We start from the raw sequence: 21,571 nt of genomic DNA on the forward strand, positions 1-21,571 counted from the left end.
TTCATCATCCTAATCAATCAGTATGTTCATCAAAGGCGCATGCTGCTGTGCCCCATATACATCGCGATCTCCAACCGTTCCAGAGGAGATATCTCTAAAAATCGTAATCTTAATGCCAAGGGCTTGATCAAAGAAAACTAGATGCTCCACTTGGTCTTCTGTTAGATTGTAAAGTTCGCAGATGGTGGGAATGTTGATTTTCCCCGAGTTCTTTACTTTTTCATAACTTTCCTTTGAATCAAAAAAAATATCGAAAGTAAGCTCAAAGGGGCCAGCATTTTTACTGCGAAGTACCTTGGCTAATTCATATAATGTCGCCATAATCTCATCCCCTTTACATGTACTCAATTACGAATGGATTTTCGGTAATTTCCATTAGATGATAGACCGAGAATTCGTATACCGGTCCAAATTCCACATCACTTGGCGCAAATGGGAACGCTAGGTTTCCAGCGGTTGACTTCCGGTTCTCGTATCCATAATGCAGGAAGGTTGAGCGAACACTAGAGCAAATACTGCTGGCTAGCTCTTGTGTTTTGGCTACCACTTCGAACATGACTCCAATTTCATGACCCGTGAACGGAGCAGATTCTCTAGCTCCGAGGACTCCACTTTTACCATAGTTGTAGAAGTTTATGCTGTAATCCTCTTCTGGAATGTCTTCGTAATAGTGTTTGACTTGCTCAAGAACAAGATCTTCTATTTCTTCAATATTTTGTGTAAGAATAGGGTCTCGAACACCTGCAATAACAAACGTTCTATAGGCAACCCTTCTTGCTCCCTCAAGCTTGATAAAATATTGGTCATTTTTTAGTAGTTTGCTATTTTTAACCTCGACAACACCATCACTTACTTGATTGAATTCACATTCGCTGAGGTCGAGTGTAATACCTGGCCCATGAAGAATGAATGGGTGTTCTTTTTCGTAAAATGTATGTGCACTAACACTGGTCGTTGAGCACTTCCGGATGGGATTCAATGACTGAACCGTAAAGGAATCTTCTTTTAAAGTTCCTACAATGCAATCCTTTGTTGTTCCTGGTTCTGCACATAAAGCACCACATTCTAGAATTTTTCCTAGATGGTAGGCAAGCCCAGGGTCTTTTCCATGATGGATTCCAACGGCTGCGAACGGTGATGGATCGTATGCCCGGCCGCAAATAATAATGTCCGCTTCATTTTGCAGTGCCTCCAAGATTGGCTCGTGGCCCATCTGAGCGACGATGTTGTTTGTCTCTTGAATGGCATCAGTTGTTAATGCAGATATGTTTGGTGTAAGCGGCTTGATGTGCCCCGCATTATTTGCATTGATAATGGTTTCTTGGTCAAAATCTGCCCAAATCACTGCCATTTTAGCCTTGAGATTTCTCTCTGTTAGAATTTCTTGAATAATCTCAAGCGTCCACTCAACATGTGGTTTCGCACCAGCACCCCCTGCTGATCCAATAACGATCGGGATGTTACGAGGGACACCGTTTTTGATCAGAATATCTAAATCCTTCTTGGTTGCGCGTCGGCTCACAATAGCGACACCTGCACCTAGCTTGTGAGGGCCAGCATCCGTTGAGCCTGCATCTACCACAATCCCATGAACTTCTTCATCAAATGCGCGGTTAAACGATTCTTCCGGAAATCCATATCCTAAAATCCCACAAGGAGAAACAATACGTACGTCACTGCTGGTCATATTAAAACCTCTTTCATGGTCAATATACTGATGTGTAACCGGTTTCATATTTAGCTAAAAAGGAAGTCCTTCTGGTTATTCCAAACTGGACAGAAGAACTTTCTTTTAAATGTGTAACCGGTTCCATATTCTATATTACTCATGTTACTCTTACCTAAACCACGTGTCAACCCAAAATTCCGTTACTGACTGTCAGCCAAGCTTGTGGCTATATTTTTTAACGACGTCCCTTGCAGCTTCGGGATACATATTCCTTTTAGTTCATCTAACGTTTCTTTCCAAGTCTCCGGAACAGAAGTAGCTCCCTCATACGCTCCAGACAACGCTCCAACCATAGCCGGCATACTATCAGACTGTTTTGGCAGTAAGGATGCTAGCTGAATCCCCTGTTGAAGATTTCCTTTCGTACTTAAGAAGATAGAGTAGGCTATCGCTAACGTTTCTGGCGCTATATTTGCATAGTTATAAACTGCATTTACGACGTGCTTATTCCATTGAGGAACTGCAGCCAGTCCATTTCCGTTTGCCTCTTCTAAAATTCCGAGAGCCAAATCTATTTTTCTACGAATCCAGGAATTTTCAGGAATATATTTCAATCCTTCTTCTACTACTTCTTCCGGAGAAGCACCCGTTACAGCAACTGCAATACTAGCAGCCATCGCTTGAGCCGCATACACACCATCCTCAGCATTCGTGATGGAGGCCATTTTTTTAGCAATGTCTGCTGCCTTCTCAGGTTCCCCTTTATATAAAAGTCCAATCGGAACAGCGCGTGCAACAGCTCCATCATCATAGTGGTGAGGATTGTCATTCCCTGAAGCTGGCGGAAGGATTCCTTTTTTTATATTTTCAATGGAAGCTCTCTCACTAACACCGCTCCAGACTTCCTTTTCATCTTCTACTACATATTTCATCCAGCCTTTTAATAATGTTTCTTCTGTAATATCTAAGCCACTTTTGGCAAGAATTTTTGCTGAAACAACTGCAAACTCTGTATCATCTGTTCCACAATAGTCTAAGATTTCCTCACTCATGGCATGTGTGAATGGTAGTGAAATTTTATTGATTCGATGACGGTCCGTAATTTGGCTAAAACTCCATAGACGGTTTCTTCGTTTTGGAGGTAGGACGAGGCTTCTATGATACATGGCTGCAAAGCCAACTGAATCACCCATGGCTAACCCTAGAAGAGAACCATACACTTTATCAAATGACATTATACTGCCCCTCCTTGCAAAGTTCGTGTTAAGTCACTTGCGATATCACGAACATCAATTCCTTTAGTAGCTAATACACAACGTCCACGAATAATGTTAATTCGATCCTGCCAAGCCTTAGGGACTACACTTGCACCGTGTAAAGCTCCAGACAGTGCTCCATTCATTGCTGCAATCGTATCTGAATCTCGTCCGATGTTCACTCCCCCTAGGACAGAAGGAATGTACTCCCCTTTTGCAGCAGCAAATACGCCGTATGCTAATGGAATCGCTTCTGGCCCCATATCAGCCCAAGGATAGTAGAAAATCGAAACCTTGTTGTAAAGTTCCTCAATCGCATCTTGAACGTTGTTATATTTACGTCCAATTTCAACGGCTTCCACTATTTTTCTGTAGGTCCAAGAATCTTTAGGGATAGCGTTGATTCCAGCTTCAATTACTTTTTCCCAGTCAGTGCCAGTCATAGCATAAGCAACACTCGCCGCTACTGCTTGTCCACAGTAAACACCATCTCGGTCGTGGCTGACTCGAGCCTCTATTTCAGCTAGCCTTGCTGCTTCCTCTGGATTCCCTGCACAGTAAATACCGATTGGAGCAATTCTCATGGCCACCCCATCACTCCACATTTGGTGGTTATCGACCCCAGTGTTTGGTGCCACGAGTCCCTTTCTTAAATTAAAAATGGCCTCTACCTCACTGAAACCTCCACCTTTAAAGCCACCTTCTTGTGAAACCAGATATTTCGTCCATTCCTTTGTCATATCTTCGAAGGTTAATTTATTTCCATATTTTAAAATGATTTTTGCCGTTAACATGGTGTATTCGGTATCGTCTGTCCCGACTGGATCATCTGATACAAAGTCCTCAATCCAGCCAAACTTTTCTCTAATTTCCTCTAAAGCCAATCCCTCTGTCGGAGCCCCTAAGGCGTCACCTACAGATAGACCGATTAAACACCCATATACTCTGTCGTACCATTGTTCAAAATTCAAATGAGCAACCTCCTTGTGCAGTAGAACTTTTTTAGTGCAAATTCTTATTAAAAATGGCTATTTTCGTATATATTGTTCTTATTTTGCACATATGATTTAAGCGCAGTTGATTGGAGTGGAAGGTGCTTGACTCCTGCGGGAGGAAGGGACAAGGGAGACCCCGCAGGAGCGGTAGCGACGAGGAGGCTCCCGGACCGCCCGCGGAAAGCAAGCACCTGCAACGGAAATCAACGACCTATGTTTATGGAACCAAATGTTGTCTAAAAGCAATAAAGTATGCGAAAACAGCGTTAATAAAAGAGCCTGATTAAAGAAATAGTGGAGAACAGAGTCTCCACTTATCTTTTTTAACGATTATTTTAAAGTTTCATTCGCATATTCTGTAATTTGCTCTCCACCTGCACTGTACCAGTCTTCAACAAATGCATCGAAATCAGAGATTGGACGCTTTCCAGTAATCACATCTGTTGTGAATTCTTTGTACAGATTTTGCATAGCATCCCAGTTTGCTACGTATTCTTCTGGGATAATAAAACTATTATCTTCTGCATAGAATTCTTGTGCATCCTCAAGAGATTTTGAAGCAGACTCACCCAATAATGGTGTCTTTTCAGATACTGGAGTAGGAGAAGTGAATTCAACTGGCTCCCAGAATCTTGCAAACCACTCACTGTAATACTTATCAGTAAGCTCAATATTTCCATCTACAATATTGTAGTGTTCACCTTCAAAACCAAATCGGTCAATCATTTGTCCTTGTGGGCTTGCCATGTAATCTAGAATTTTGAATACAAGCTCTTTATTCTCAGATTGAGAAGAAATCGCAATTCCTCTAGATTCTTTCGTAACATCAGTAGCACCGTAGCCTTGGAATTCACCTTTTGCTGGTGGAAGCAATACTAATGATGCATCATCTCCATTTACTTGAACCATTTTACCATCGTAAATATCGATAACTTTACCAGCTGTACCAGGAATCACTGCTGCTTCACTATCATAGAAAGCTTTTTCTTTTGTATCCCATTGCTTTGTTAAAAATTGAGGATCTAATAATCCGTCCGCATATAATTTATGATAAAACTCTAATTTTTCTTTTTGTTGTTGAGAAACTCTTGCGTACTCATACGTACCGTCATCTTTCTTCAACCATGTTTGGTTAATTCCGAACGCCATGTCAAATGTAAAATCGATTTCAGCGATATCACCTGCAACCGTTAGTGCGTATGCAGGTTTACCATTACCACCTGGTTGCTTTTCAACTAATTCTTTAAAGAATGCATAGTAATTATCAACAGTTGGGTTTTCCATAAGTGCTGCTGACGTTTCCATTTGGTTAAACCAATCTCCTCTAATAACTGGAACTTTTGGAGCTAGAGGCTTAACCCATAGAAGATATGGATAGTTTTCAAGTCTTTGCTCGTTATATGGTTGAATGATATCCTTCAGATATTTAGAGTCCTCAATATAAGGTCTTAAATCCTCAAGTAATCCTTGCTCTGCAATGGCTTGATCGCCACCTTGGAAATAAATCATATCTGGAATCTCACCACTGTATAGCAAAAGGTTAAGCTTTTCAGCATAGTTACCTTGTGGAAGATCTACTAATTCAAAATTCACCTTAATATTTTCATCTTCTAATAGCCCTTTTTCAATAGCATCAAAATATGGTTCAGATACAGGGTTGGAGCTATTGTCATCTTTCATTACAATTTGAATCGTTGTTGCTTCTCCATCATTGTCTTTGTTATCTTGCTTTGTATCCTCTTTATCAGGAGAACAAGCAGCTAGTAAGCCCAAAACCATGAATAGGCTTATTAAAAGTAAAAAAGATTTCTTCATTTCATTTCCCCCTTGAATTTAATGATAAATGTGCTGATACTCTTGAGACTGAAAAAGAATGGCAATTCCCCTTTTACAGCAAGTCCTTATCTTGGGTGTCAAAGGCTGCGGGTATGCTACCTGTATTTTTCTTCAAATACTCAAAAAATATCAAGATGTGGAACCGGTTACATATTTCTTTAAAGAAAAACCAAACCAACTTCATCGTTCAGTTGTGTTGACTTGTATACTCTTATTTTTCAAATCTTGTTTGTGTAACCGGTTTCATATTCTTATAGTATTCATGTTACTCCCAACCACAGAACCTGTCAACCAAATTTTCCGACAGTTCGACAAGTGCCTGTCATGCCCCATAGAACAAAAATAGCCTCACTCTTTGTATGAATGAGGCCGTAAATCATATGTAAAACTTAAAATACTAAAAAAATATAATGGCTAGTTTCATTTTGAAACAGGTTTAAAACTTCCTAAAAACTGGATTCTATCATCTTCTCTTTCACCTAATGGATTTAATCATTTCTCCCTGTTGATTGAGTTTGCTATCCAAGTATTGACTGATTTCTAAGACGAGAGGATCATCCATACTCCCTACTCTTTCTTTAACCTTATACATCAATCCCCTTAATACATGGATATCATGACTAATCATCTCTAAGGACTGAGCCTTTCTATCATCCAAACTACATCCCCCCTCTGCCGTTTCTACTGGAGTTATTATTCGGTAACTGGCTGGCTTATTTAAAAACTTAGCCCCTAAAGCTTTGCGTCACCACTTTTCAGATGGCTTTGCCTTTTCGTATAAAACGCAATTTGGATTCTTCCATTTAGAGATGAAAGAAGAAGGTTTAGAAGTATAATACAGAATTTTTAGAAAAATTACAACAAAATGACATCATATTTTATAGGTGTGGGGTTCTGTGGATAGGTTTGTATTAAAATCCTTTTAAATCAGGATATTAAATGAGGTTTTTATCCTAGTTTTTCTGAGATTTCTTTTAAACGAGGATATAAGTATATTGGTTACTATAAAAAAACGCGAGGAACTGATCAGCCCCGCGTTTTAGTTACTTACCACTATACTAACCTTCGACACCAACGCCTCACCCGGCTCAATCACAGGAATAGATTCCATATCCTGAAAATCATTCATCTTACCCATCCACGGTTCCACACAAACAAAATCTTTCCCTTCTTCTGTCCAGAGCACCACATACTTGAACTCGGGTCCAAAGGATAGTGTCACCTTCTTACCTATTTCTTCAAGTGGGAACGATACTTCGTTGCCTTTTGGATCTAACACAAGGAAGGCTTCCTTTTTAGAATTCAGGTCTAGCGTCGGCGTATATTCCTTAACTTGATCATCGTTGTAATCAAGGTACTGAGTCGCATTCATATCGTATGTAAGCTTCTTCTGACTCGTTTTAAAATAAGGATGAAAGCCCGCATACATTGGCATGAAATGGTCCGACCTGTTCACATATTCTTGTAAGATAACCAATTCCCCATCCTTTATCTCATAGGTAAAAAGAAGTTCGAATTCAAAGGGGTACATGTTTAGAGTCTCTTCGCTGCTCGCAAGTCTGAGCGTAAGAGAAGCTCTTCCCTCTGTTGTCTGCCCCACTACTTCCCATGGGAAATCCCGAGCGAATCCGTGATTTTTCAGGTAGTAAGTTTCCCCGTCAATCGTGTATTCACCATTCTCAAGCTGACCACAAATCGGAAATAGAATCGGGATTCCGCCTCTAATGTTTGCCTCTGGATTCAACACGGTATCCTCATTGAGATATAAAATTTCCTTGCCATCAACCTCAAAGCCAATGATAATTCCACCACGCTCAGGTACAACGCGAAGTGAGGTACCCCCACCTCGTAGCTCCCATACCTGATAAGGTCCTAACTCTGACTGATTTATCTCGTACATTTTATTTCCTCCTACATTCACAAATACTTCCTCATCTTATTATGACCATAACATACACCCTGCACACCAATCGACATTTTTCCGGTGGTGACAGAACTTGTCGAATCAGACCAATCACCTATTAAACTTTTCTTTTAAATATCCGAAAAACATAGTATGAGAATGAAAGTTTTCGAAGTAGCCTTGTAAAGGTTTCAGAGTGCGGAAGGTTGGAGCCTTTTTTCGACTAAATTCGAGACACGACAGGTACCTGTCGAACACTATTACCATCTTAGGAGTGACAGAATGAAGAGTATTAAGTACAAGATTTTGTTAGGGTTCTCGGTTGTAATTTTCTTAACTTTGCTTTTAGGCGGGTTTAATTTCTTTGCGATTAAAAATAGCAATGAAGAAACACGTGATATGATTGATCGTCAGGTTCCCCTTTTGATTGCTGATGAGAAGTTAGCATTCAATGTGTCACAAGGGGTTGCATTAGCACGTGGTTATGTCTTGTATGGAAATGAAGAATACAAAGAAAGCTTCAACCGATATACTCAGGACAGTATCAAGGTCCAGGAAGAAATTTTAACGGCAAGTAACAGTCAGGAGATTAAATCTCTCATTGATACAAGTGAACTATGGCGTGAAATCATAGTGAATGAAGTGTTTACTGCATATGATAACGGAGACGTTTTAGAAGCGCAGAACATTTTGGCAACAAAGGTTCAGCCTATTGCTCAAGGTCTCATTGATGGTTTTGAAAAACTAGCACAAACACGAGAAGACAAAATCAAAGACGACGGACAGCAAATTATTCAAAACGGAAGTACCGTTTTTACAATTGGTCTAATCATTTCCATTCTGTCGATCATCCTTGGCGTGGTAGCAGCTATTATCACTTCCAGAATGATTACGGCTCCAATTAAAACGGTTATGGACCGAATGAAGCTCATCGCATCAGGTGACTTAAGTCAGAAGCCACTGAAGTCAAACTCAAAAGACGAAGTGGGTCAGCTTGTTGAAGCAACGAACCAAATGAACGAACGAATTAGAGAATTATTAAGTAAAATCAGCACTGTATCTGAGTCTGTTACGGGGCAAAGTGAGGAACTTACACAATCCGCAAATGAGGTAAAAGAAGGTAGTGAACAAGTGGCATCCACGATGCAAGAACTCTCTGCTGGGTCAGAGTCACAAGCCAACACCGCTGGAGACCTTTCATCAGCAATGGATTCATTCTCCGCAAAAGTACAGGAAGCAAACAGCAACGGAGAACACATTCACCATACATCGAACAATGTCCTTCAAAAAGCTGAAGAAGGAACCAAACTAATGGATCTATCTGTTCAACAGATGGCTACCATTGATCAAATTGTTCAAGATGCTGTCCAAAAAGTGAAAGGACTGGACCAGCGTTCTAAAGATGTGTCAAAGCTAGTATTTGTCATCAAAAATGTGGCAGAACAAACGAACCTCCTTGCCCTCAACGCTTCCATTGAAGCAGCAAGAGCTGGTGAACATGGTAAAGGCTTCGCCGTTGTAGCAGAAGAAGTAAGAAAGCTTGCTGAGCAAGTGACACAGTCGGTTAAAGAAATCACAGGAATTGTAAATGCGATTCAAACTGAAACAGGCACCGTTACTCAATCCCTTCAAGCTGGATATGAAGAAGTGGAAAAAGGAACAGCTCAAATTAAAACGACTGGCCAAACCTTTACAGCCATCAACTCTGCTGTAAACGAAATGGTTCAAAGCATCCAAGGGATTTCTTCTAACCTAGCTGATATCGCGAAAAGTAACCTAGAAATGAACAAATCCATTGAAGAAATAGCTGCCATCTCCGAAGAGTCTGCTGCTGGTATTGAACAAACATCAGCCTCTGTTCAGCAAACGAACAGCTCCATGGAAGAAGTAGCTGGAAGTGCAGATCAACTTGCTAAACTCGCAGAAGAGTTAAATGACTTGATTGGGCAGTTCAAACTATAATTTTCATAATAAAAAGGCCTCACAGACCCGTTCTGCTTGAGGCCTTTCTCTATTAAACTTCCTTCAAATCAAACGAAATTACACGATCCGTCTTCGGATTATATAAAACCGTTCCCCGTACTTTAATACTCTCCTGTGGGGACTGCAGGTTAAACTCATACACTTCCCTCGTCTGTTCAGCCGACACTTCTGTTTTACCAATCGTCTTATAATCCTTCACCTGGTAACCTGGATAAGCCGTTTGAGTCAGCTCTAATAAATACTTGCCCCACTTCTCCTGTTCTAGTTCTGGAGATGGAATAATCTCAACATTGATTACACCCTGATTGGTACTCGCCCCCAGAGTCTCAAACGCCTTCCGATGAAGGTTAATCTTATTAGCCGGGTAGCCAGCCACCTGATCGACAACCGTAACAATTACCTCTCTACCACCGGGAGTAGAAAGATTCCGAACCTTTAACGATTCTCCACATTGATAAGGTGAATTCTGAGAAACCGCAACCGTCATATATTTATTGTCCGACCATGGAATTCCGCACTTCGTTACATTCCCACCATCCGTCCACGAAGCCTGCCCACGAACGGGTTGCTGACGCATCATGAACCAATGATACCTGTAGTCATAATAAGAATACTGCCCATAAGAATTCGCTTGATATTGTCCATACGGATTCCCGTAATAATAGTTCTGATACATGTTCATACCTCCTGTCATCAAACCCCCAGGATAGCTTATGCTTGGAAAAGTCTAGGTTGTGACTGGGAGTTGGTAGTCTATGGATGAACGTGGGGATATGGTGGGGGGAAATACGCAGGGATAGCGCGGAATACGCTCGGATGGCGTGAAGATTACGCAAAGAATAACAAGGCAAATCAAATTTAAACAAACGTTTGTTTAAATTTTTCATTACAGCTCCTTAGTAGATGAATTCACTGTTTTACTACTAAATCGAATAACCATCACAAGTAAAAAAGCATTCAAGTTATCGACTTGAATGCTTTTCGCCACTTTTATGATGTGTGTATTTCTTTGACACGTCCCACCTGGCCATCTGTTAGCCTTACTTTTATTCCATGTGGATGGAATTCCGATTTGGTGAGAATATCTTTCACAATGCCCCTAGTAAGCGCACCTGTTCTTTGATCCTTTTTTAAAACGATATCAACAGATATACCCGGTGAAACGTTTTTTCGATGTTGACCATTCATTAGCTACCCATTTTTCTACGAGTATTACTAGGCTTTTTCGTTTGCTGACTTTTCATTTTTTTCGTAGAAAGATCTGCATTTGTATTTCCTTTACCGGCCGAATTTTGGTTCTTTTTGTTTGCCAGCTGCTGCTTCATAGCCTCTTGTAGGCTCATTTTCTTTTTGGGCTCATTATTTTCTGCCATTGGAAGTGCCTCCCTCAAATTTATGCTAGTTCGTCTATTATAACTTATTACGATTATGTGTGATAAAAGTTCGAAAGTAAATATAAAGGGATGAAATTATTATTGGAAGTGGGTCAAACCGGGAGTTTTATGGCTTCTACTTGAAGCTTCACCGCCCGCCCTTATCGGAAACTTTGAAGCTTCTATAAGAAATTTCACTGCCTCTATCAGAAAATTCCCTTTCCATATCAACTGGCCTCATCATTACCGCTCCACAATCTCAACCCCACGTTTCAGCATCTCCCGAATATAAACGTCCCCCGGCACGACTTTTTCCGGAGGCACCACGCCTCTTTCTGTAATGGTTTGGTTTCCAATCATTTGTGCGACAACCGAAATCGTATTGGCCGTTGCACGCGCCATCGCTGTTACTTGGTTCACTCGATCTTTAAAGGTAACCATTTCGTACTCATAACTCGAAGGCTCGCCATCCTTAATACCACTCACTTTTACCCGAAGAAGGACCACATCATCTTTATCCTTCAACTCAACAATCGGGTCAATGGCCTTTAATAAAACGTCCCTCGGTCGAACCTTTTGACCGTTCACTTCCACCTCGTAATCCGCCTTCGTTAAATTCAAATCTACTAACAGCTTGAATTTCTCAGCATGACCTGGATAGCGTATCGTTTTATATTCCAGCGTATTTAAGTATGGAAATGAGTTCGGCAAGGTCGATGTTCCACCAGAAGTATGGAAGGCCTCTAATGGCCCGAATTTTTCAAAATAAATCTTTTCGACCTCAGAAAGAGATGGCACCTCAACCATACTTCCATTTCGAATGATGAAAGACGGATCGGTATAGTGGTCCATCAATCCTTCCATAGAAAAAACATGATTATATTCGAGCGGCGGCTCTGGTCTAACTGGAATTCCTCCAACATACAGAAATACCGAGTCCGCCTGATCGAGCTGACTAACCCCATAGCCTGACAAAATGTTAATCATGCCCGGAGCAACCCCTAAATCAGGAATAATCGTAACACCTGCAGCCTTCGCTTCCTCATGAAGCTCTAAAACTTTATCCGTAATGTGCCCAATATGGCCACCTAAATCAACTGAACTTACTCCTACTTCAATGGCCGTTTTTGCCACAATTTCATTAAAGGAATAAAACAATGCGTTAATAATCACGTCAAACTGCTTCATAAATTGAGCTAAACTTTCCGCATTCCCTGCATCCACTTGATAGGCTGTCAACTTTAGGGAATTGAGCTGTTTACACACCTTTTCAGCTCGGTCTAAATCAATATCCGCCAAGCCAACACTTTCCACACCATCACTTAACACCAAATCACGAGCTGCTTCCTTCCCCATCAATCCTGAGCCGAGTACCCCTATTTTCATAGTTTCAATGATCCCCCTTTAGACATAGATATTATTTTCCACAGACAGCATCTTCAAAAACTATATCTAGGGATGTCGATGTATAGCTATCTGGTTCGGGAATTCAATTTCAGATAGTTGAAGTTTCGCTTTACAACCTAAAACTCCCTATAGATTTTTATATGTTAGCACTTGCGAAAATATAATGGATTAAGCTGATTACAGGAAAAAATCACCAAAAAGGAGCAGGAATGATCTCCTGCTCCTAAACGGGAATTTTCACTATAAATCTCGTAATCTCATTGGCTGATTCAATCGATATGTCCCCGCCATAGTTTTCCACAATTTCTTTCACAATGGCTAGCCCATAGCCTCTAGTCTTTTCCTTTGCCTTCTTTGTACTAAACCCATGCTGAAAAATTTGCTCCCGATGGTCATCCGGAATAGTGGGGCCCGTGTTTTCAACTTCAAAATAATAGGTTGAGCCGTCTTTCTTACACACCACTTTTAACTTGCGGTCCTCATTAGGTAACGCCATGGTTGCATCCATCGCATTATCAATCAAATTGGACAATATCTTGATTAAATCTGTCGTTTTTACTTCTTCAAACTGATCCTTATGCACCTCAAAATCAACTGAAATCTGGTTATTTTGAGCAGCTACCCACTTTGTTTGTAAAAGAACCAAAAGTGCTGGGCTCTCTACGTGAAAAGTAGAATCCACAAATTGGACCTCTTTTTTCATTGATTTTACGTACGCCGCTGCTTGTTCGTAATGGTTCAACTCAAGCAACCCATGAACCACCTGTATATGGTTGGAAAAGTCATGTCTGATTGATTTTACCGAATGAATCAACGTACGAAATTCATCCTGGTACGTCTGTTCCGTATCCCCAACAGCTTTCTTTAGCTCTTTTTTATACCAATTTTGAATGAGTAAAAAGGTAAGAACCAAGATCAAAACTATACCTACGTTAAAAATAAACGTCGACATGCTACTTTTAACGACTTCGTCACCAATCGAATTCAATGTCTTCGTACTCATGTCAATGCCGATATACTCAATGACTTCCCCGTTTTCATCTATAATAGGAGCTCCAACCGTAAAATAATTTCCGTAATTTGGGTCGTCAATGACATCCGTATAGAAGGTTTCTCCTTCATAGGCTAATCTCACTTGTTCAGGTGGTACCGTACATTCCTCACCTATTGAAAAATTGGGAACATCCTCAGGAAGGCCAACGATCATCCCTCGGGACAACTCTGGACTTTCAATTTTCAGGGTATACACATACAAAGCACCAATTTGTTCTCGAGCTTCATTTAAATAGTCCCGAATTTCCCAATATTCATCATTCATCGTAGGGTTTTCTTGAAACTTTTTATATGTATCAATATCAATCGAATCGGCAATCGACTTTGCCATTTCAAGCGTTTGATTCGCAATAGACATGTGGACAGCCTTCTTCGTACTCATATAGGAAACGACAACGTTCAATGCCGTTAATATAAGTAAGATCAATATGGAAAAAGTAATGACCTTCTTCACTTTATCCAAATTCCGTAGCGTTCCATTCTGGGAGAGTAATTTGTTCATCGGAGTACCTCAAAAAAATAAAATAATTCTTTCATTTTCGACAATTTTCGCACTACTGTCATTATATCACTTTTTAATAGATTCAGGGCAGTTAAATACACTAGAAAAGAAGTTTAAAAAAACGTTTGTTTAAACTTTTTTCATGTGCTCAGGAAAATACAAATTCCCATAAAAATCCATTCATTTTCTTCTAATTCACACAAACATATTCCCGTCCACCACCGCATAAAAATCATAGTAAAACAAGCACTAGATGGGATGGATACGATATGACTGTTTTTGATGAACGGTTCATTTCTGTCATAGATCAGGTAGACAACTGGGAAGAAGCAGTCCGATTAAGTGGAAACCTACTTCTTCTTGATGGAAAAATTGAACCCGGCTATATAGATGCAATGATTGAGAACATTCAAAAGCTCGGACCATATATCATCATTGCCCCAAAGGTCGCCCTCCCCCATGCGCGTCCCGAAAGTGGCGTAAAGGAGAAAGGAATCAGCGTCCTTGTATTAAAAGAACCCACCTATTTCGGTCAAAACGAAGTGAAGCTTCTCATCTGTCTTGCAGCCGTAGATTCGAGTTCTCATCTTCATCTCCTCCAAACAATCGCAGAATGGCTTCAAGATGAGAACACGTTGAATCGAATAATGGAAGCGCAATCCGTCGAAGAACTCCATGAAGTGTTATCCAAGTTTTATATATAAAAGGAGTGAATGAGTATGAAGATTCTAGCTGTATGTGGAATGGGCTTTGGATCCAGCCTCATGTTAAAAATGACTGCAGACCGAGTCCTCAAAAAGCATGGCATCAAGGCAGACGTAGAAGCATGTGACATTGGAACCGCAAACGGTATTCAAGCAGACCTAATCCTCACCAACCAAGAATTCGTATCGCAACTGGAAGGAGGTCGTGCCGATGTAAAAGCCATCAAAAACATCGCAAGCGAAACCGAAGTCGAACAGGCCATCCTGGCGCATCTAGGGACATAGGGGACAGGAACCTTGTCCCACTTGTTGCACTGGCGGCGCGGCGGGATGGGGTCGGGCGTGCCCGGGACAGAGGGACAGGAACCTTGTCCCACACCATTCAACTATACAAAAGGGGTGTAAACAATGGGTTTTTTCGAGTTTTTAATGGATGAGATTCTCAGTATTCCAGCAGTCCTTGTAGGTCTTATGGTTTTGATTGGGCTCCTCCTTCAGCGTGAAAAGGTCTCAAAATTATTATCAGGCACACTCAAAAGTATCATCGGCTTCCTGATTCTCGGTGCGGGTGCTGGCGTCATCATCGGTTCTCTTGATTCACTTGGTGGCATTATATTTGACCGCTTCGACGTCCAAGGCGTCATTCCGAACAACGAAGCGATCGTGGCACTTGCTCAGCAAACGCTTGGAGCCGAAACTGCTCTCATCATGGGCTTTGGTTTTATCGCAAACATTCTATTCGCTCGCTTCACTCCAATGAAGTACATCTTCCTAACAGGTCATCATACTTTCTTCATGGCAGCTCTTCTATCTGCAGTGCTTGGAACAGCAGGTCTATCCGGGTTCTGGCTTGTACTTATTGGTTCTCTTATTCTTGGTTTTGTTATGGTGCTTATGCCTGCCATTGGTCAGCCTTTCATGCGCCAAATTACAGGTGGAAATGATATTGCGATCGGTCACTTTGGAACAATTGGTTATGTCGCTTCCGGCTATGTCGGAAAAGCGGTCGGAGATAAAAATAAAAGCACAGAGGATATGAAGATCCCTGAAAACTGGTCTTTCCTTAGAGATTCTCTTGTGGCAACTGCAATCACGATGGTTGTTATGTTCGTTATTCTCGTGCTGGTCGCTGGCCCAGATGTGGTGGCAACTTACGCTGGTGAACAAAACTACATTATGTTCGGGATTATGCAAGGTGTGACGTTTGCTGCTGGATTCAGCATCATCATGGTTGGGGTTCGTATGATTCTAACGGAAATCGTACCGGCATTCCGCGGTATCGCTGAAAAATTAGTGCCAGGCGCAAAGCCAGCATTGGATATCCCTGTTGTGTACCCTTATGCGCCAACGGCTGTATTGATCGGTTTTATTGCTAGTTTCATTGGCGGTCTCATCAGCATGTTCTTACTCGGAATCTTCTCATTGGCGCTCATTATTCCAGGACTGGTACCTCACTTCTTCACAGGAGCAGGTGCTGGGGTGTTTGGAAACGCTACAGGTGGCCGAATCGGGGCTGCAGTTGGTGGTTTCGTTAACGGCGTGCTGATCAGTTTCATTCCAGCCTTCCTTCTTCCTGTTCTCGGAAACCTAGGTTTCGAGAATACAACATTCGGAGATTCAGATTTTGGTGTGATTGGGATTATCGTAGGGTTTCTTGCTAACTTGTTTTAGTTTGTTTTAATAACCGGATTTTCATCATATATCTTTTAGCGGGCATTGAATTTCACTTCATTGCCCGTTGTTGTTCGGTAAGGGTTGGAATGGGGACTTGGGTTTACAGTGTACCGAACGTGAAAACGGCTCTCGTTTTCTCTTTTAGTTCCTTTTTCATTGCACCAACCCCAAAACTGGCACTCGGTTCTACTTCTAGTTCCCATTTGCACTACACCTAACCAAAAACCGGCACTCAACCCACTCTCAGTTCTAGTATCTTCCCCCACCACGATAAAAAAACAAAATCCTGGAGGTCCATCACCTATGCAATACTTAGACATCCAAGCTCAAAAAATCCGCCAAGGCGTGATTGAAACTGTATATCGCCAAAAACAAGGCCACCTCGGCGGTCCTCTTTCCATGGCAGATATCCTAGCCGTACTCTATTTTGATGTCCTAAACATTGACCCAACCCAGCCTCAATGGGAAGACCGTGACCGTTTCGTTCTGTCAAAAGGCCACTCAGGAATCGCTTTATACGTAGCACTCGCACTCAGAGGCTACTTCCCTTATGAGGAGCTTTTCACATTTGACGAGCTACATTCGAGACTCCAAGCTCACCCAGATATGACAAAGCTGCCTGGAATTGATATGTCCACCGGCTCACTCGGCCAAGGTTTTTCTGCAGCAGTCGGCATGGCACTGGGGGCAAAACTGCAAGGAAAAGCCTATAAAACTTACTGTCTCCTAGGTGACGGAGAATCCCAAGAAGGTCAAGTATGGGAGGCAGCGCATGTTGCAACTCGCTACAAACTCAACAATCTCATCGTGATCCTTGATAACAACCGGCTTCAACAATATGGTTGGGCCAACGAAAACATCAAAAGCCGCAGGCCACCAGACAGCAATCCTGCAGAAAAGTGGAAAGCATTCGGCTGGAACGTCCTTGAAATAGATGGCCACGATACACGCCAAATCAAACAGGCCCTGACCGACCTACCTAACCGAAGCAAGCGAAAGCCCAGCATCATCATCGCTCACACCATCAAAGGAAAAGGCGTCCGTTTCATGGAAAATCAATTCAAATGGCACTCAAATGTACCGACCAAAGAAGAATACCATGAGGCAATGAAGCAATTGAAAGAAGGGATTCCACAATGAAAGTGACAACAAAAAGCATGAGAAATGCCTTTGGAGCTAAACTTGCGGAGATGGCCAAAACGAATCCTAAAGTCGTTGCGCTCGACGGTGATCTCGGGAACTCAACCCGCTTATCCATGGTGGAAGAGCAGAACCCTTCTTCCTTTCTTCAAATGGGCATTGCTGAACAAAACATGGTCGGAGTGGCTGCCGGTCTAGCTACAACCGGCATAATCCCGTGGGTCTGCAGTTTTGCCGCCTTTTTAACGAGGAGAGCCTATGATCAAATTGTGGTTAGTGTGGATCAACCATCCCTCAATGTAAAATTAGTGGGTGCTTATAGTGGATTGCTCACTAGTAACACAGGCAAATCCCATCATTCTTTTGAGGACATTGCACTCATGCAAACCCTTCCTAACATGGTGGTGATCGCACCTGGAGATGCAGAGGAAACCGTTCAAGCCATGGAAGCAGTGAATGAACATAAGGGACCAACCTACCTCCGTTTATCCAGAGACGAAACGTTAGAAATTCTTCCAGGATCTGACCACCCATTCACCATTGGCCAAGGACGAATTTTACATGAGGGTGAAAAAATAGCCGTACTAAGTACGGGGAGCATGTCACCTAGAGTCTATAAAGCTGTTAAAGAACTTGCTACTGAAGACGTTCAACTCACCCATGCTCACTTCCCTACCATTAAACCTTTAGACCACAACCTTTTAAAAAAACTAGCTGAATCCCACTCGCACCTCGTAACAGTCGAAGAACATTTTATATCAAGTGGTTTTGGCAGCGCGGTCTCTCAGTATACTAGTTCTCACCACCCTATTCTTGTTACGAGAATTGGAATAGAAGACGAGTACAGCCAATGTGGTAAGGATCAGGAGTTGCTTGATTTTCACGGGTTAAGTAGTGAAAAACTGAAGCAGACCTTCTACAATTTTTATAACCAAGGTTGTAGTCAACATGATTAAAGCACTCGCTCTCGATATGGATGGCACCATGTTAAGTCCTGATGGAACCATTTCACCCATGTTAACCAGCTATCTCAAGAAATTGCAGGCAAATGGAATGCGAGTTTTTCTTGCGACTGGACGTACTATGACAGAGGTCAAAGAAGTCCTACCGGAAGACTTTGAAGCTGACGGAGTTGTAACCGCAAATGGAATGGGCTGCTACATCGGTGAGAGCCAGATTGCACAAAACAGCCTAGCACCCAAGTTAGTGGAAAAAGTTGTTGCCATGGCTAAAAAACGACAGCTATATTACGAGATTCACCCTGATAACGGCTCGAGATTTTCTTACAAGGCTGATCAACATTATATGTATTCGGAAGTTAGTGGGGATCCTCCTATCACCTTACACGAGCATGAATGGCACTCCAGAAAAAACGCAGTTGCTCACAAGATTAAATGGGTCCAACAGTCACCGCTTAAAAATATTGTGAAGGTCTATTTCTTCAGTATGGATACGGCAAAAATATCCGAGTGGAAACAAACCCTAAACGAGCTAATGAAAAAAGATGAATTCTCTATTTCTTCTTCCTCTCTACACAATGTAGAAATCATGACTGAAAGTGTATCGAAGGCAACTGGACTCGAGCTTTTATTGACAAAGTTTAACCTAGCTCCATCCCAACTTTTAGCCATCGGCGACAGTGAAAACGATATTCCCATGTTCCAGCTTGCGGGTACTTCTGTTGCTATGAGAAATGCTGAGAACTATATAAAACACCAAGTTGATGAAATCACAGAACACTCCTATGAAGAGGATGGGCTTTATTTATATTTAGAAAAAAGGTTCAAAGAGGGTGAGTAATACATATCACCCTCTTTTTTACTTGTCCGACATAAAACGACTTCGAATTTCCCTGGAAATGAAATGAATGCTTTTATAGCAATAATAGTTTGACCTTTAAACAAACGTTTGTTTAATTTCGCGTGTGTAAAACTATGTTGAAATTTGTTGCTATAATAGCTTAGAGCAAATCACTAATTACTTCTTACGATAGAAAATAAAAACAACCATTTCTTCAATGGAATTGGGTGCTTCTCAATTCAACTTCTCTTCAACAACAAATAAACAAAATATGGCGCACCAATCAATGCCGTCATGATCCCTGCTGCAACTCCCTCAGGGTCAGCTAGATTCCGACCAATCGTGTCTGCTAGCAGCAACAACCAACCACCGAGCAAAACCGCAATCGGTAAAAACAACTGGTGTCTTGGTCCTACTAATGCACGCGCAATATGAGGTGCCATAAGTCCAACAAATGCGATTCCTCCTGTAACGGAAACGGCCGAAGCAGCCAAAGCAACAGCGGTAAACAACAGCAAAAAGCGTTCCTTTTTCATTGGCATCCCAACGCCAACGGCAGTTTGCTCATTCAAGCTAAAAATATTCAACTGATTGGCTTTATACAGTGTGAAAGGAATCAGCACCACGAGCCAGGGTAACAACGCTAAAATAAAGGGCCAATCCGTTCCCCAAATACTGCCTGCCAACCATCTGGAGATGAAGTCGACTTTTTCCCGTTCGGAGGATGAAATCAACAACACCATGGTTCCTGACATAGCCATGGAAAAGCCGACACCGATGAGGATCAGCTTAACCGGTTGGAAGCCTACTTGCTTGCTGTAGGAAAATAGGAAAATCAAGATTGAAACAATCAGTGCCCCAATAAAAGCAACAACTGGTAACAAATAAATAAAGGTTCCAGAATCAATCGGGAAGTAAAGAAAGAAGACTGCCACTGCGACTCCAGCTCCCGAGTTAATCCCGATAATCCCTGGATCAGCTAAATCATTCCGTGTGACCCCTTGTAAAATGGCACCAGATACCGCTAAGGCCATACCAGCTAACAGCGTGATTACAATTCGGGGCAATCGAACCGAAAATAAGACGAATTCTTCTTTAAAAGTCCCCTGCCCCAAAATTGTTGGTAACAACCGGTCGATCGATAAAGAAGAGTATCCCATTGACATGCTTGTTACCGTCGTCACCACAATCAATGCTAGAAAAACCACAACTAGTAATCTTTGTTTTTTAATTAAACTTGGATGAATCATGAGAACGCCTTCCCTCCCTTACGTACGATCATGAGGAAGAAAGGAAGACCTAACATCGCTACAATGGCCGTTACCGGCGTTTCAAACGGTGCATTGAGATTTCTCCCAATCGTATCGGCAATGAGCATGAACGTTGCACCCGTAATGGCGGACATCGGCAAAATAAATCGATAATCAGTCCCTACGATAGCACGGACAATATGTGGAATCATAAGACCAATGAAAGCTAGGTTTCCAACTAAAGCAACAGAAGCACCCGCAAGTAACACAACGACAATAAATAAAGCGTACTTAACCTGGGTTATTTTCTGTCCTAAACCGACGGCTAGCTCCTCATTCAAACTGAGAATGGTAAGCTGTCTGGAAAGGAAAATAGCAATCAATATCCCCACTACGATAAAAGGAACAATAACCTTCAGCTGTCCCCACGTCGTTCCGATAATGCCACCTGCACTCCACATGGAAACTTCCTTTGAGATTTTAAAATAGATTCCGATCCCTTCTGAAATGGCAAAAAGAAAAGCTGAAACCGCAGCCCCTGCTAGGACAATACGAAGTGGAGAAAAACCACCTTTTTTGGCTGCACCAATACTCACCACTAAAATCGCACCTATCGCGGCACCGAAAAAGCAAGCAATCATAATGGCAAAGTAGTTAGCCGATGGAAGCAGCGCAACGGTTAATGCAAGGGCAGCACTAGCCCCTGCTGTTAAACCTAGTAAACTCGGATCCGCGAGAGGGTTTCTTGTAAGCCCCTGCATAATCGCACCGGACACGGCAAGGCCAGCCCCTACAAAAATGGCTGCAATTTCTCGCGGTAAACGAATTTCTCTGATCATCGTGATGGTGTCTGTTTTTACTTCTGACGTAAGGGCAAGCCAAACTTCCTTCACACTTGTATCAGCCGCTCCAAAAATCATAGAAACAAAGAATGTCGCAACAAACAAGAGTGTGATGCCTATGAATTTATATAAAACTCTTAAATGATTAGTGGTCATGCGAATCAGCTCTTCTTTTTATTTAAAG

At 41.9% G+C, this 21,571-nt stretch carries 21 protein-coding genes and 1 riboswitch; of the genes, 7 read left to right on the forward strand and 14 right to left on the reverse strand.

Features of this window, described 5'->3' with window-relative positions; all coding sequences use genetic code 11:
- Nucleotides 1-9: 9 nt before the first annotated feature.
- From ABDZ91_RS02105 to ABDZ91_RS02135, 7 genes are all read right to left on the reverse strand, one after another.
- Entirely contained in the window at nucleotides 10-321 is a 312-nt protein-coding gene (locus ABDZ91_RS02105; protein ID WP_343795894.1) for a DUF4387 domain-containing protein, read from the reverse strand.
- A 13-nt stretch (nucleotides 322-334) separates the two neighbouring features.
- A complete protein-coding gene (locus tag ABDZ91_RS02110) occupies nucleotides 335-1,687 on the reverse strand; it encodes an acyclic terpene utilization AtuA family protein (RefSeq protein ID WP_343795896.1) in 1,353 nt (450 codons plus the stop codon).
- Between the two features lie 182 nt (nucleotides 1,688-1,869).
- The gene (locus ABDZ91_RS02115; protein ID WP_343795897.1) at nucleotides 1,870-2,904 is read right to left on the reverse strand and encodes an ADP-ribosylglycohydrolase family protein; all 1,035 of its coding nucleotides are present in this window, start codon (nucleotides 2,902-2,904) and stop codon (nucleotides 1,870-1,872) included.
- Nucleotides 2,904-3,896 carry an ADP-ribosylglycohydrolase family protein gene (locus ABDZ91_RS02120; protein WP_343795898.1) on the reverse strand — a complete coding sequence of 331 codons (993 nt, stop codon included), beginning with the start codon at nucleotides 3,894-3,896 and terminating at the stop codon, nucleotides 2,904-2,906. The genes ABDZ91_RS02115 and ABDZ91_RS02120 overlap by 1 nt, the downstream gene beginning before the upstream one ends.
- Before the next feature lie 354 nt (nucleotides 3,897-4,250).
- Nucleotides 4,251-5,735: an extracellular solute-binding protein gene (locus tag ABDZ91_RS02125; RefSeq protein ID WP_343795900.1), complete on the reverse strand. Its 1,485-nt coding sequence runs from the start codon at nucleotides 5,733-5,735 to the stop codon at nucleotides 4,251-4,253.
- A gap of 496 nt (nucleotides 5,736-6,231) precedes the next feature.
- The gene (locus ABDZ91_RS02130; RefSeq protein WP_343795902.1) at nucleotides 6,232-6,414 is read right to left on the reverse strand and encodes a Spo0E family sporulation regulatory protein-aspartic acid phosphatase; all 183 of its coding nucleotides are present in this window, start codon (nucleotides 6,412-6,414) and stop codon (nucleotides 6,232-6,234) included.
- A 38-nt stretch (nucleotides 6,415-6,452) separates the two neighbouring features.
- A riboswitch (cyclic di-GMP riboswitch) is annotated at nucleotides 6,453-6,536 on the reverse strand.
- A 259-nt stretch (nucleotides 6,537-6,795) separates the two neighbouring features.
- Nucleotides 6,796-7,656, reverse strand: a complete 861-nt coding sequence (locus tag ABDZ91_RS02135) for an aldose epimerase family protein (protein ID WP_343795904.1) — start codon at nucleotides 7,654-7,656, stop codon at nucleotides 6,796-6,798.
- A 285-nt stretch (nucleotides 7,657-7,941) separates the two neighbouring features.
- On the opposite strand from ABDZ91_RS02135, the gene ABDZ91_RS02140 reads away from it, so the two are divergent.
- Complete coding sequence (locus ABDZ91_RS02140; protein ID WP_343795906.1) at nucleotides 7,942-9,621, forward strand: methyl-accepting chemotaxis protein; 1,680 nt, start codon at nucleotides 7,942-7,944, stop codon at nucleotides 9,619-9,621.
- A gap of 52 nt (nucleotides 9,622-9,673) precedes the next feature.
- Here ABDZ91_RS02140 and ABDZ91_RS02145 read toward each other — a convergent pair whose 3' ends face one another.
- The 5 genes from ABDZ91_RS02145 to ABDZ91_RS02165 all read right to left on the reverse strand — a co-directional run bounded on the left by ABDZ91_RS02145 (nucleotide 9,674) and on the right by ABDZ91_RS02165 (nucleotide 13,977).
- Nucleotides 9,674-10,318 (reverse strand): DUF3889 domain-containing protein, encoded by a 645-nt coding sequence (locus ABDZ91_RS02145; protein WP_343795908.1) that lies wholly within the window; start codon nucleotides 10,316-10,318, stop codon nucleotides 9,674-9,676.
- A 314-nt stretch (nucleotides 10,319-10,632) separates the two neighbouring features.
- A complete protein-coding gene (locus ABDZ91_RS02150; protein WP_343795910.1) occupies nucleotides 10,633-10,830 on the reverse strand; it encodes a YwbE family protein in 198 nt (65 codons plus the stop codon).
- The gene (locus tag ABDZ91_RS02155) at nucleotides 10,830-11,015 is read right to left on the reverse strand and encodes a hypothetical protein (RefSeq protein ID WP_343795912.1); all 186 of its coding nucleotides are present in this window, start codon (nucleotides 11,013-11,015) and stop codon (nucleotides 10,830-10,832) included. Before ABDZ91_RS02155 ends, ABDZ91_RS02150 begins: the two co-directional genes overlap by 1 nt.
- 243 nt (nucleotides 11,016-11,258) lie before the next feature.
- The gene (locus ABDZ91_RS02160) at nucleotides 11,259-12,401 is read right to left on the reverse strand and encodes a saccharopine dehydrogenase family protein (protein WP_343795914.1); all 1,143 of its coding nucleotides are present in this window, start codon (nucleotides 12,399-12,401) and stop codon (nucleotides 11,259-11,261) included.
- 244 nt (nucleotides 12,402-12,645) lie between these two features.
- Nucleotides 12,646-13,977, reverse strand: coding sequence for a sensor histidine kinase (locus tag ABDZ91_RS02165; protein ID WP_343795915.1), 1,332 nt, complete (start codon nucleotides 13,975-13,977; stop codon nucleotides 12,646-12,648).
- Nucleotides 13,978-14,246: 269 nt separating this feature from the next.
- Between ABDZ91_RS02165 and ABDZ91_RS02170 the strand changes: the two genes are divergently transcribed.
- The 6 genes from ABDZ91_RS02170 (at nucleotide 14,247) to ABDZ91_RS02195 (ending at nucleotide 19,295) form a co-directional block, all read left to right on the forward strand.
- Complete coding sequence (locus tag ABDZ91_RS02170; RefSeq protein WP_343795916.1) at nucleotides 14,247-14,681, forward strand: PTS sugar transporter subunit IIA; 435 nt, start codon at nucleotides 14,247-14,249, stop codon at nucleotides 14,679-14,681.
- A 15-nt stretch (nucleotides 14,682-14,696) separates the two neighbouring features.
- Complete coding sequence (locus tag ABDZ91_RS02175) at nucleotides 14,697-14,966, forward strand: PTS sugar transporter subunit IIB (protein WP_343795918.1); 270 nt, start codon at nucleotides 14,697-14,699, stop codon at nucleotides 14,964-14,966.
- Nucleotides 14,967-15,089: 123 nt separating this feature from the next.
- Nucleotides 15,090-16,352, forward strand: a complete 1,263-nt coding sequence (gene ulaA, locus ABDZ91_RS02180; protein WP_343795920.1) for a PTS ascorbate transporter subunit IIC — start codon at nucleotides 15,090-15,092, stop codon at nucleotides 16,350-16,352.
- 306 nt (nucleotides 16,353-16,658) lie between these two features.
- Nucleotides 16,659-17,495 carry a transketolase gene (locus ABDZ91_RS02185; RefSeq protein ID WP_343795921.1) on the forward strand — a complete coding sequence of 279 codons (837 nt, stop codon included), beginning with the start codon at nucleotides 16,659-16,661 and terminating at the stop codon, nucleotides 17,493-17,495.
- A complete protein-coding gene (locus ABDZ91_RS02190) occupies nucleotides 17,492-18,451 on the forward strand; it encodes a transketolase family protein (protein ID WP_343795923.1) in 960 nt (319 codons plus the stop codon). The genes ABDZ91_RS02185 and ABDZ91_RS02190 overlap by 4 nt, the downstream gene beginning before the upstream one ends.
- Nucleotides 18,444-19,295: an HAD family hydrolase gene (locus ABDZ91_RS02195; protein ID WP_343795925.1), complete on the forward strand. Its 852-nt coding sequence runs from the start codon at nucleotides 18,444-18,446 to the stop codon at nucleotides 19,293-19,295. Before ABDZ91_RS02190 ends, ABDZ91_RS02195 begins: the two co-directional genes overlap by 8 nt.
- A gap of 239 nt (nucleotides 19,296-19,534) precedes the next feature.
- Here ABDZ91_RS02195 and ABDZ91_RS02200 read toward each other — a convergent pair whose 3' ends face one another.
- Nucleotides 19,535-20,545: a FecCD family ABC transporter permease gene (locus ABDZ91_RS02200; RefSeq protein ID WP_343795927.1), complete on the reverse strand. Its 1,011-nt coding sequence runs from the start codon at nucleotides 20,543-20,545 to the stop codon at nucleotides 19,535-19,537.
- Nucleotides 20,542-21,543, reverse strand: a complete 1,002-nt coding sequence (locus ABDZ91_RS02205) for a FecCD family ABC transporter permease (RefSeq protein ID WP_343795929.1) — start codon at nucleotides 21,541-21,543, stop codon at nucleotides 20,542-20,544. The genes ABDZ91_RS02200 and ABDZ91_RS02205 overlap by 4 nt, the downstream gene beginning before the upstream one ends.
- Nucleotides 21,544-21,571: the final 28 nt, after the last annotated feature.

Source organism: Bacillus carboniphilus (assembly GCF_039522365.1).
GTDB lineage: Bacteria > Bacillota > Bacilli > Bacillales > JC228 > Bacillus_BF > Bacillus_BF carboniphilus.

Bases quoted from the DNA above. Each gene is read 5' to 3' on its own strand.
- ABDZ91_RS02105 (WP_343795894.1), bottom strand. From the start codon at position 321: ATGGCGACATTATATGAATTAGCCAAGGTACTTCGCAGTAAAAATGCT.
- ABDZ91_RS02110 (WP_343795896.1), bottom strand. From the start codon at position 1,687: ATGACCAGCAGTGACGTACGTATTGTTTCTCCTTGTGGGATTTTAGGA.
- ABDZ91_RS02115 (WP_343795897.1), bottom strand. From the start codon at position 2,904: ATGTCATTTGATAAAGTGTATGGTTCTCTTCTAGGGTTAGCCATGGGT.
- ABDZ91_RS02125 (WP_343795900.1), bottom strand. From the start codon at position 5,735: ATGAAGAAATCTTTTTTACTTTTAATAAGCCTATTCATGGTTTTGGGC.
- ABDZ91_RS02135 (WP_343795904.1), bottom strand. From the start codon at position 7,656: ATGTACGAGATAAATCAGTCAGAGTTAGGACCTTATCAGGTATGGGAG.
- ABDZ91_RS02140 (WP_343795906.1), top strand. From the start codon at position 7,942: ATGAAGAGTATTAAGTACAAGATTTTGTTAGGGTTCTCGGTTGTAATT.
- ABDZ91_RS02145 (WP_343795908.1), bottom strand. From the start codon at position 10,318: ATGTATCAGAACTATTATTACGGGAATCCGTATGGACAATATCAAGCG.
- ABDZ91_RS02150 (WP_343795910.1), bottom strand. From the start codon at position 10,830: ATGAATGGTCAACATCGAAAAAACGTTTCACCGGGTATATCTGTTGAT.
- ABDZ91_RS02155 (WP_343795912.1), bottom strand. From the start codon at position 11,015: ATGGCAGAAAATAATGAGCCCAAAAAGAAAATGAGCCTACAAGAGGCT.
- ABDZ91_RS02160 (WP_343795914.1), bottom strand. From the start codon at position 12,401: ATGAAAATAGGGGTACTCGGCTCAGGATTGATGGGGAAGGAAGCAGCT.
- ABDZ91_RS02165 (WP_343795915.1), bottom strand. From the start codon at position 13,977: ATGAACAAATTACTCTCCCAGAATGGAACGCTACGGAATTTGGATAAA.
- ABDZ91_RS02170 (WP_343795916.1), top strand. From the start codon at position 14,247: ATGACTGTTTTTGATGAACGGTTCATTTCTGTCATAGATCAGGTAGAC.
- ABDZ91_RS02175 (WP_343795918.1), top strand. From the start codon at position 14,697: ATGAAGATTCTAGCTGTATGTGGAATGGGCTTTGGATCCAGCCTCATG.
- ulaA (WP_343795920.1), top strand. From the start codon at position 15,090: ATGGGTTTTTTCGAGTTTTTAATGGATGAGATTCTCAGTATTCCAGCA.
- ABDZ91_RS02185 (WP_343795921.1), top strand. From the start codon at position 16,659: ATGCAATACTTAGACATCCAAGCTCAAAAAATCCGCCAAGGCGTGATT.
- ABDZ91_RS02190 (WP_343795923.1), top strand. From the start codon at position 17,492: ATGAAAGTGACAACAAAAAGCATGAGAAATGCCTTTGGAGCTAAACTT.
- ABDZ91_RS02195 (WP_343795925.1), top strand. From the start codon at position 18,444: ATGATTAAAGCACTCGCTCTCGATATGGATGGCACCATGTTAAGTCCT.
- ABDZ91_RS02200 (WP_343795927.1), bottom strand. From the start codon at position 20,545: ATGATTCATCCAAGTTTAATTAAAAAACAAAGATTACTAGTTGTGGTT.
- ABDZ91_RS02205 (WP_343795929.1), bottom strand. From the start codon at position 21,543: ATGACCACTAATCATTTAAGAGTTTTATATAAATTCATAGGCATCACA.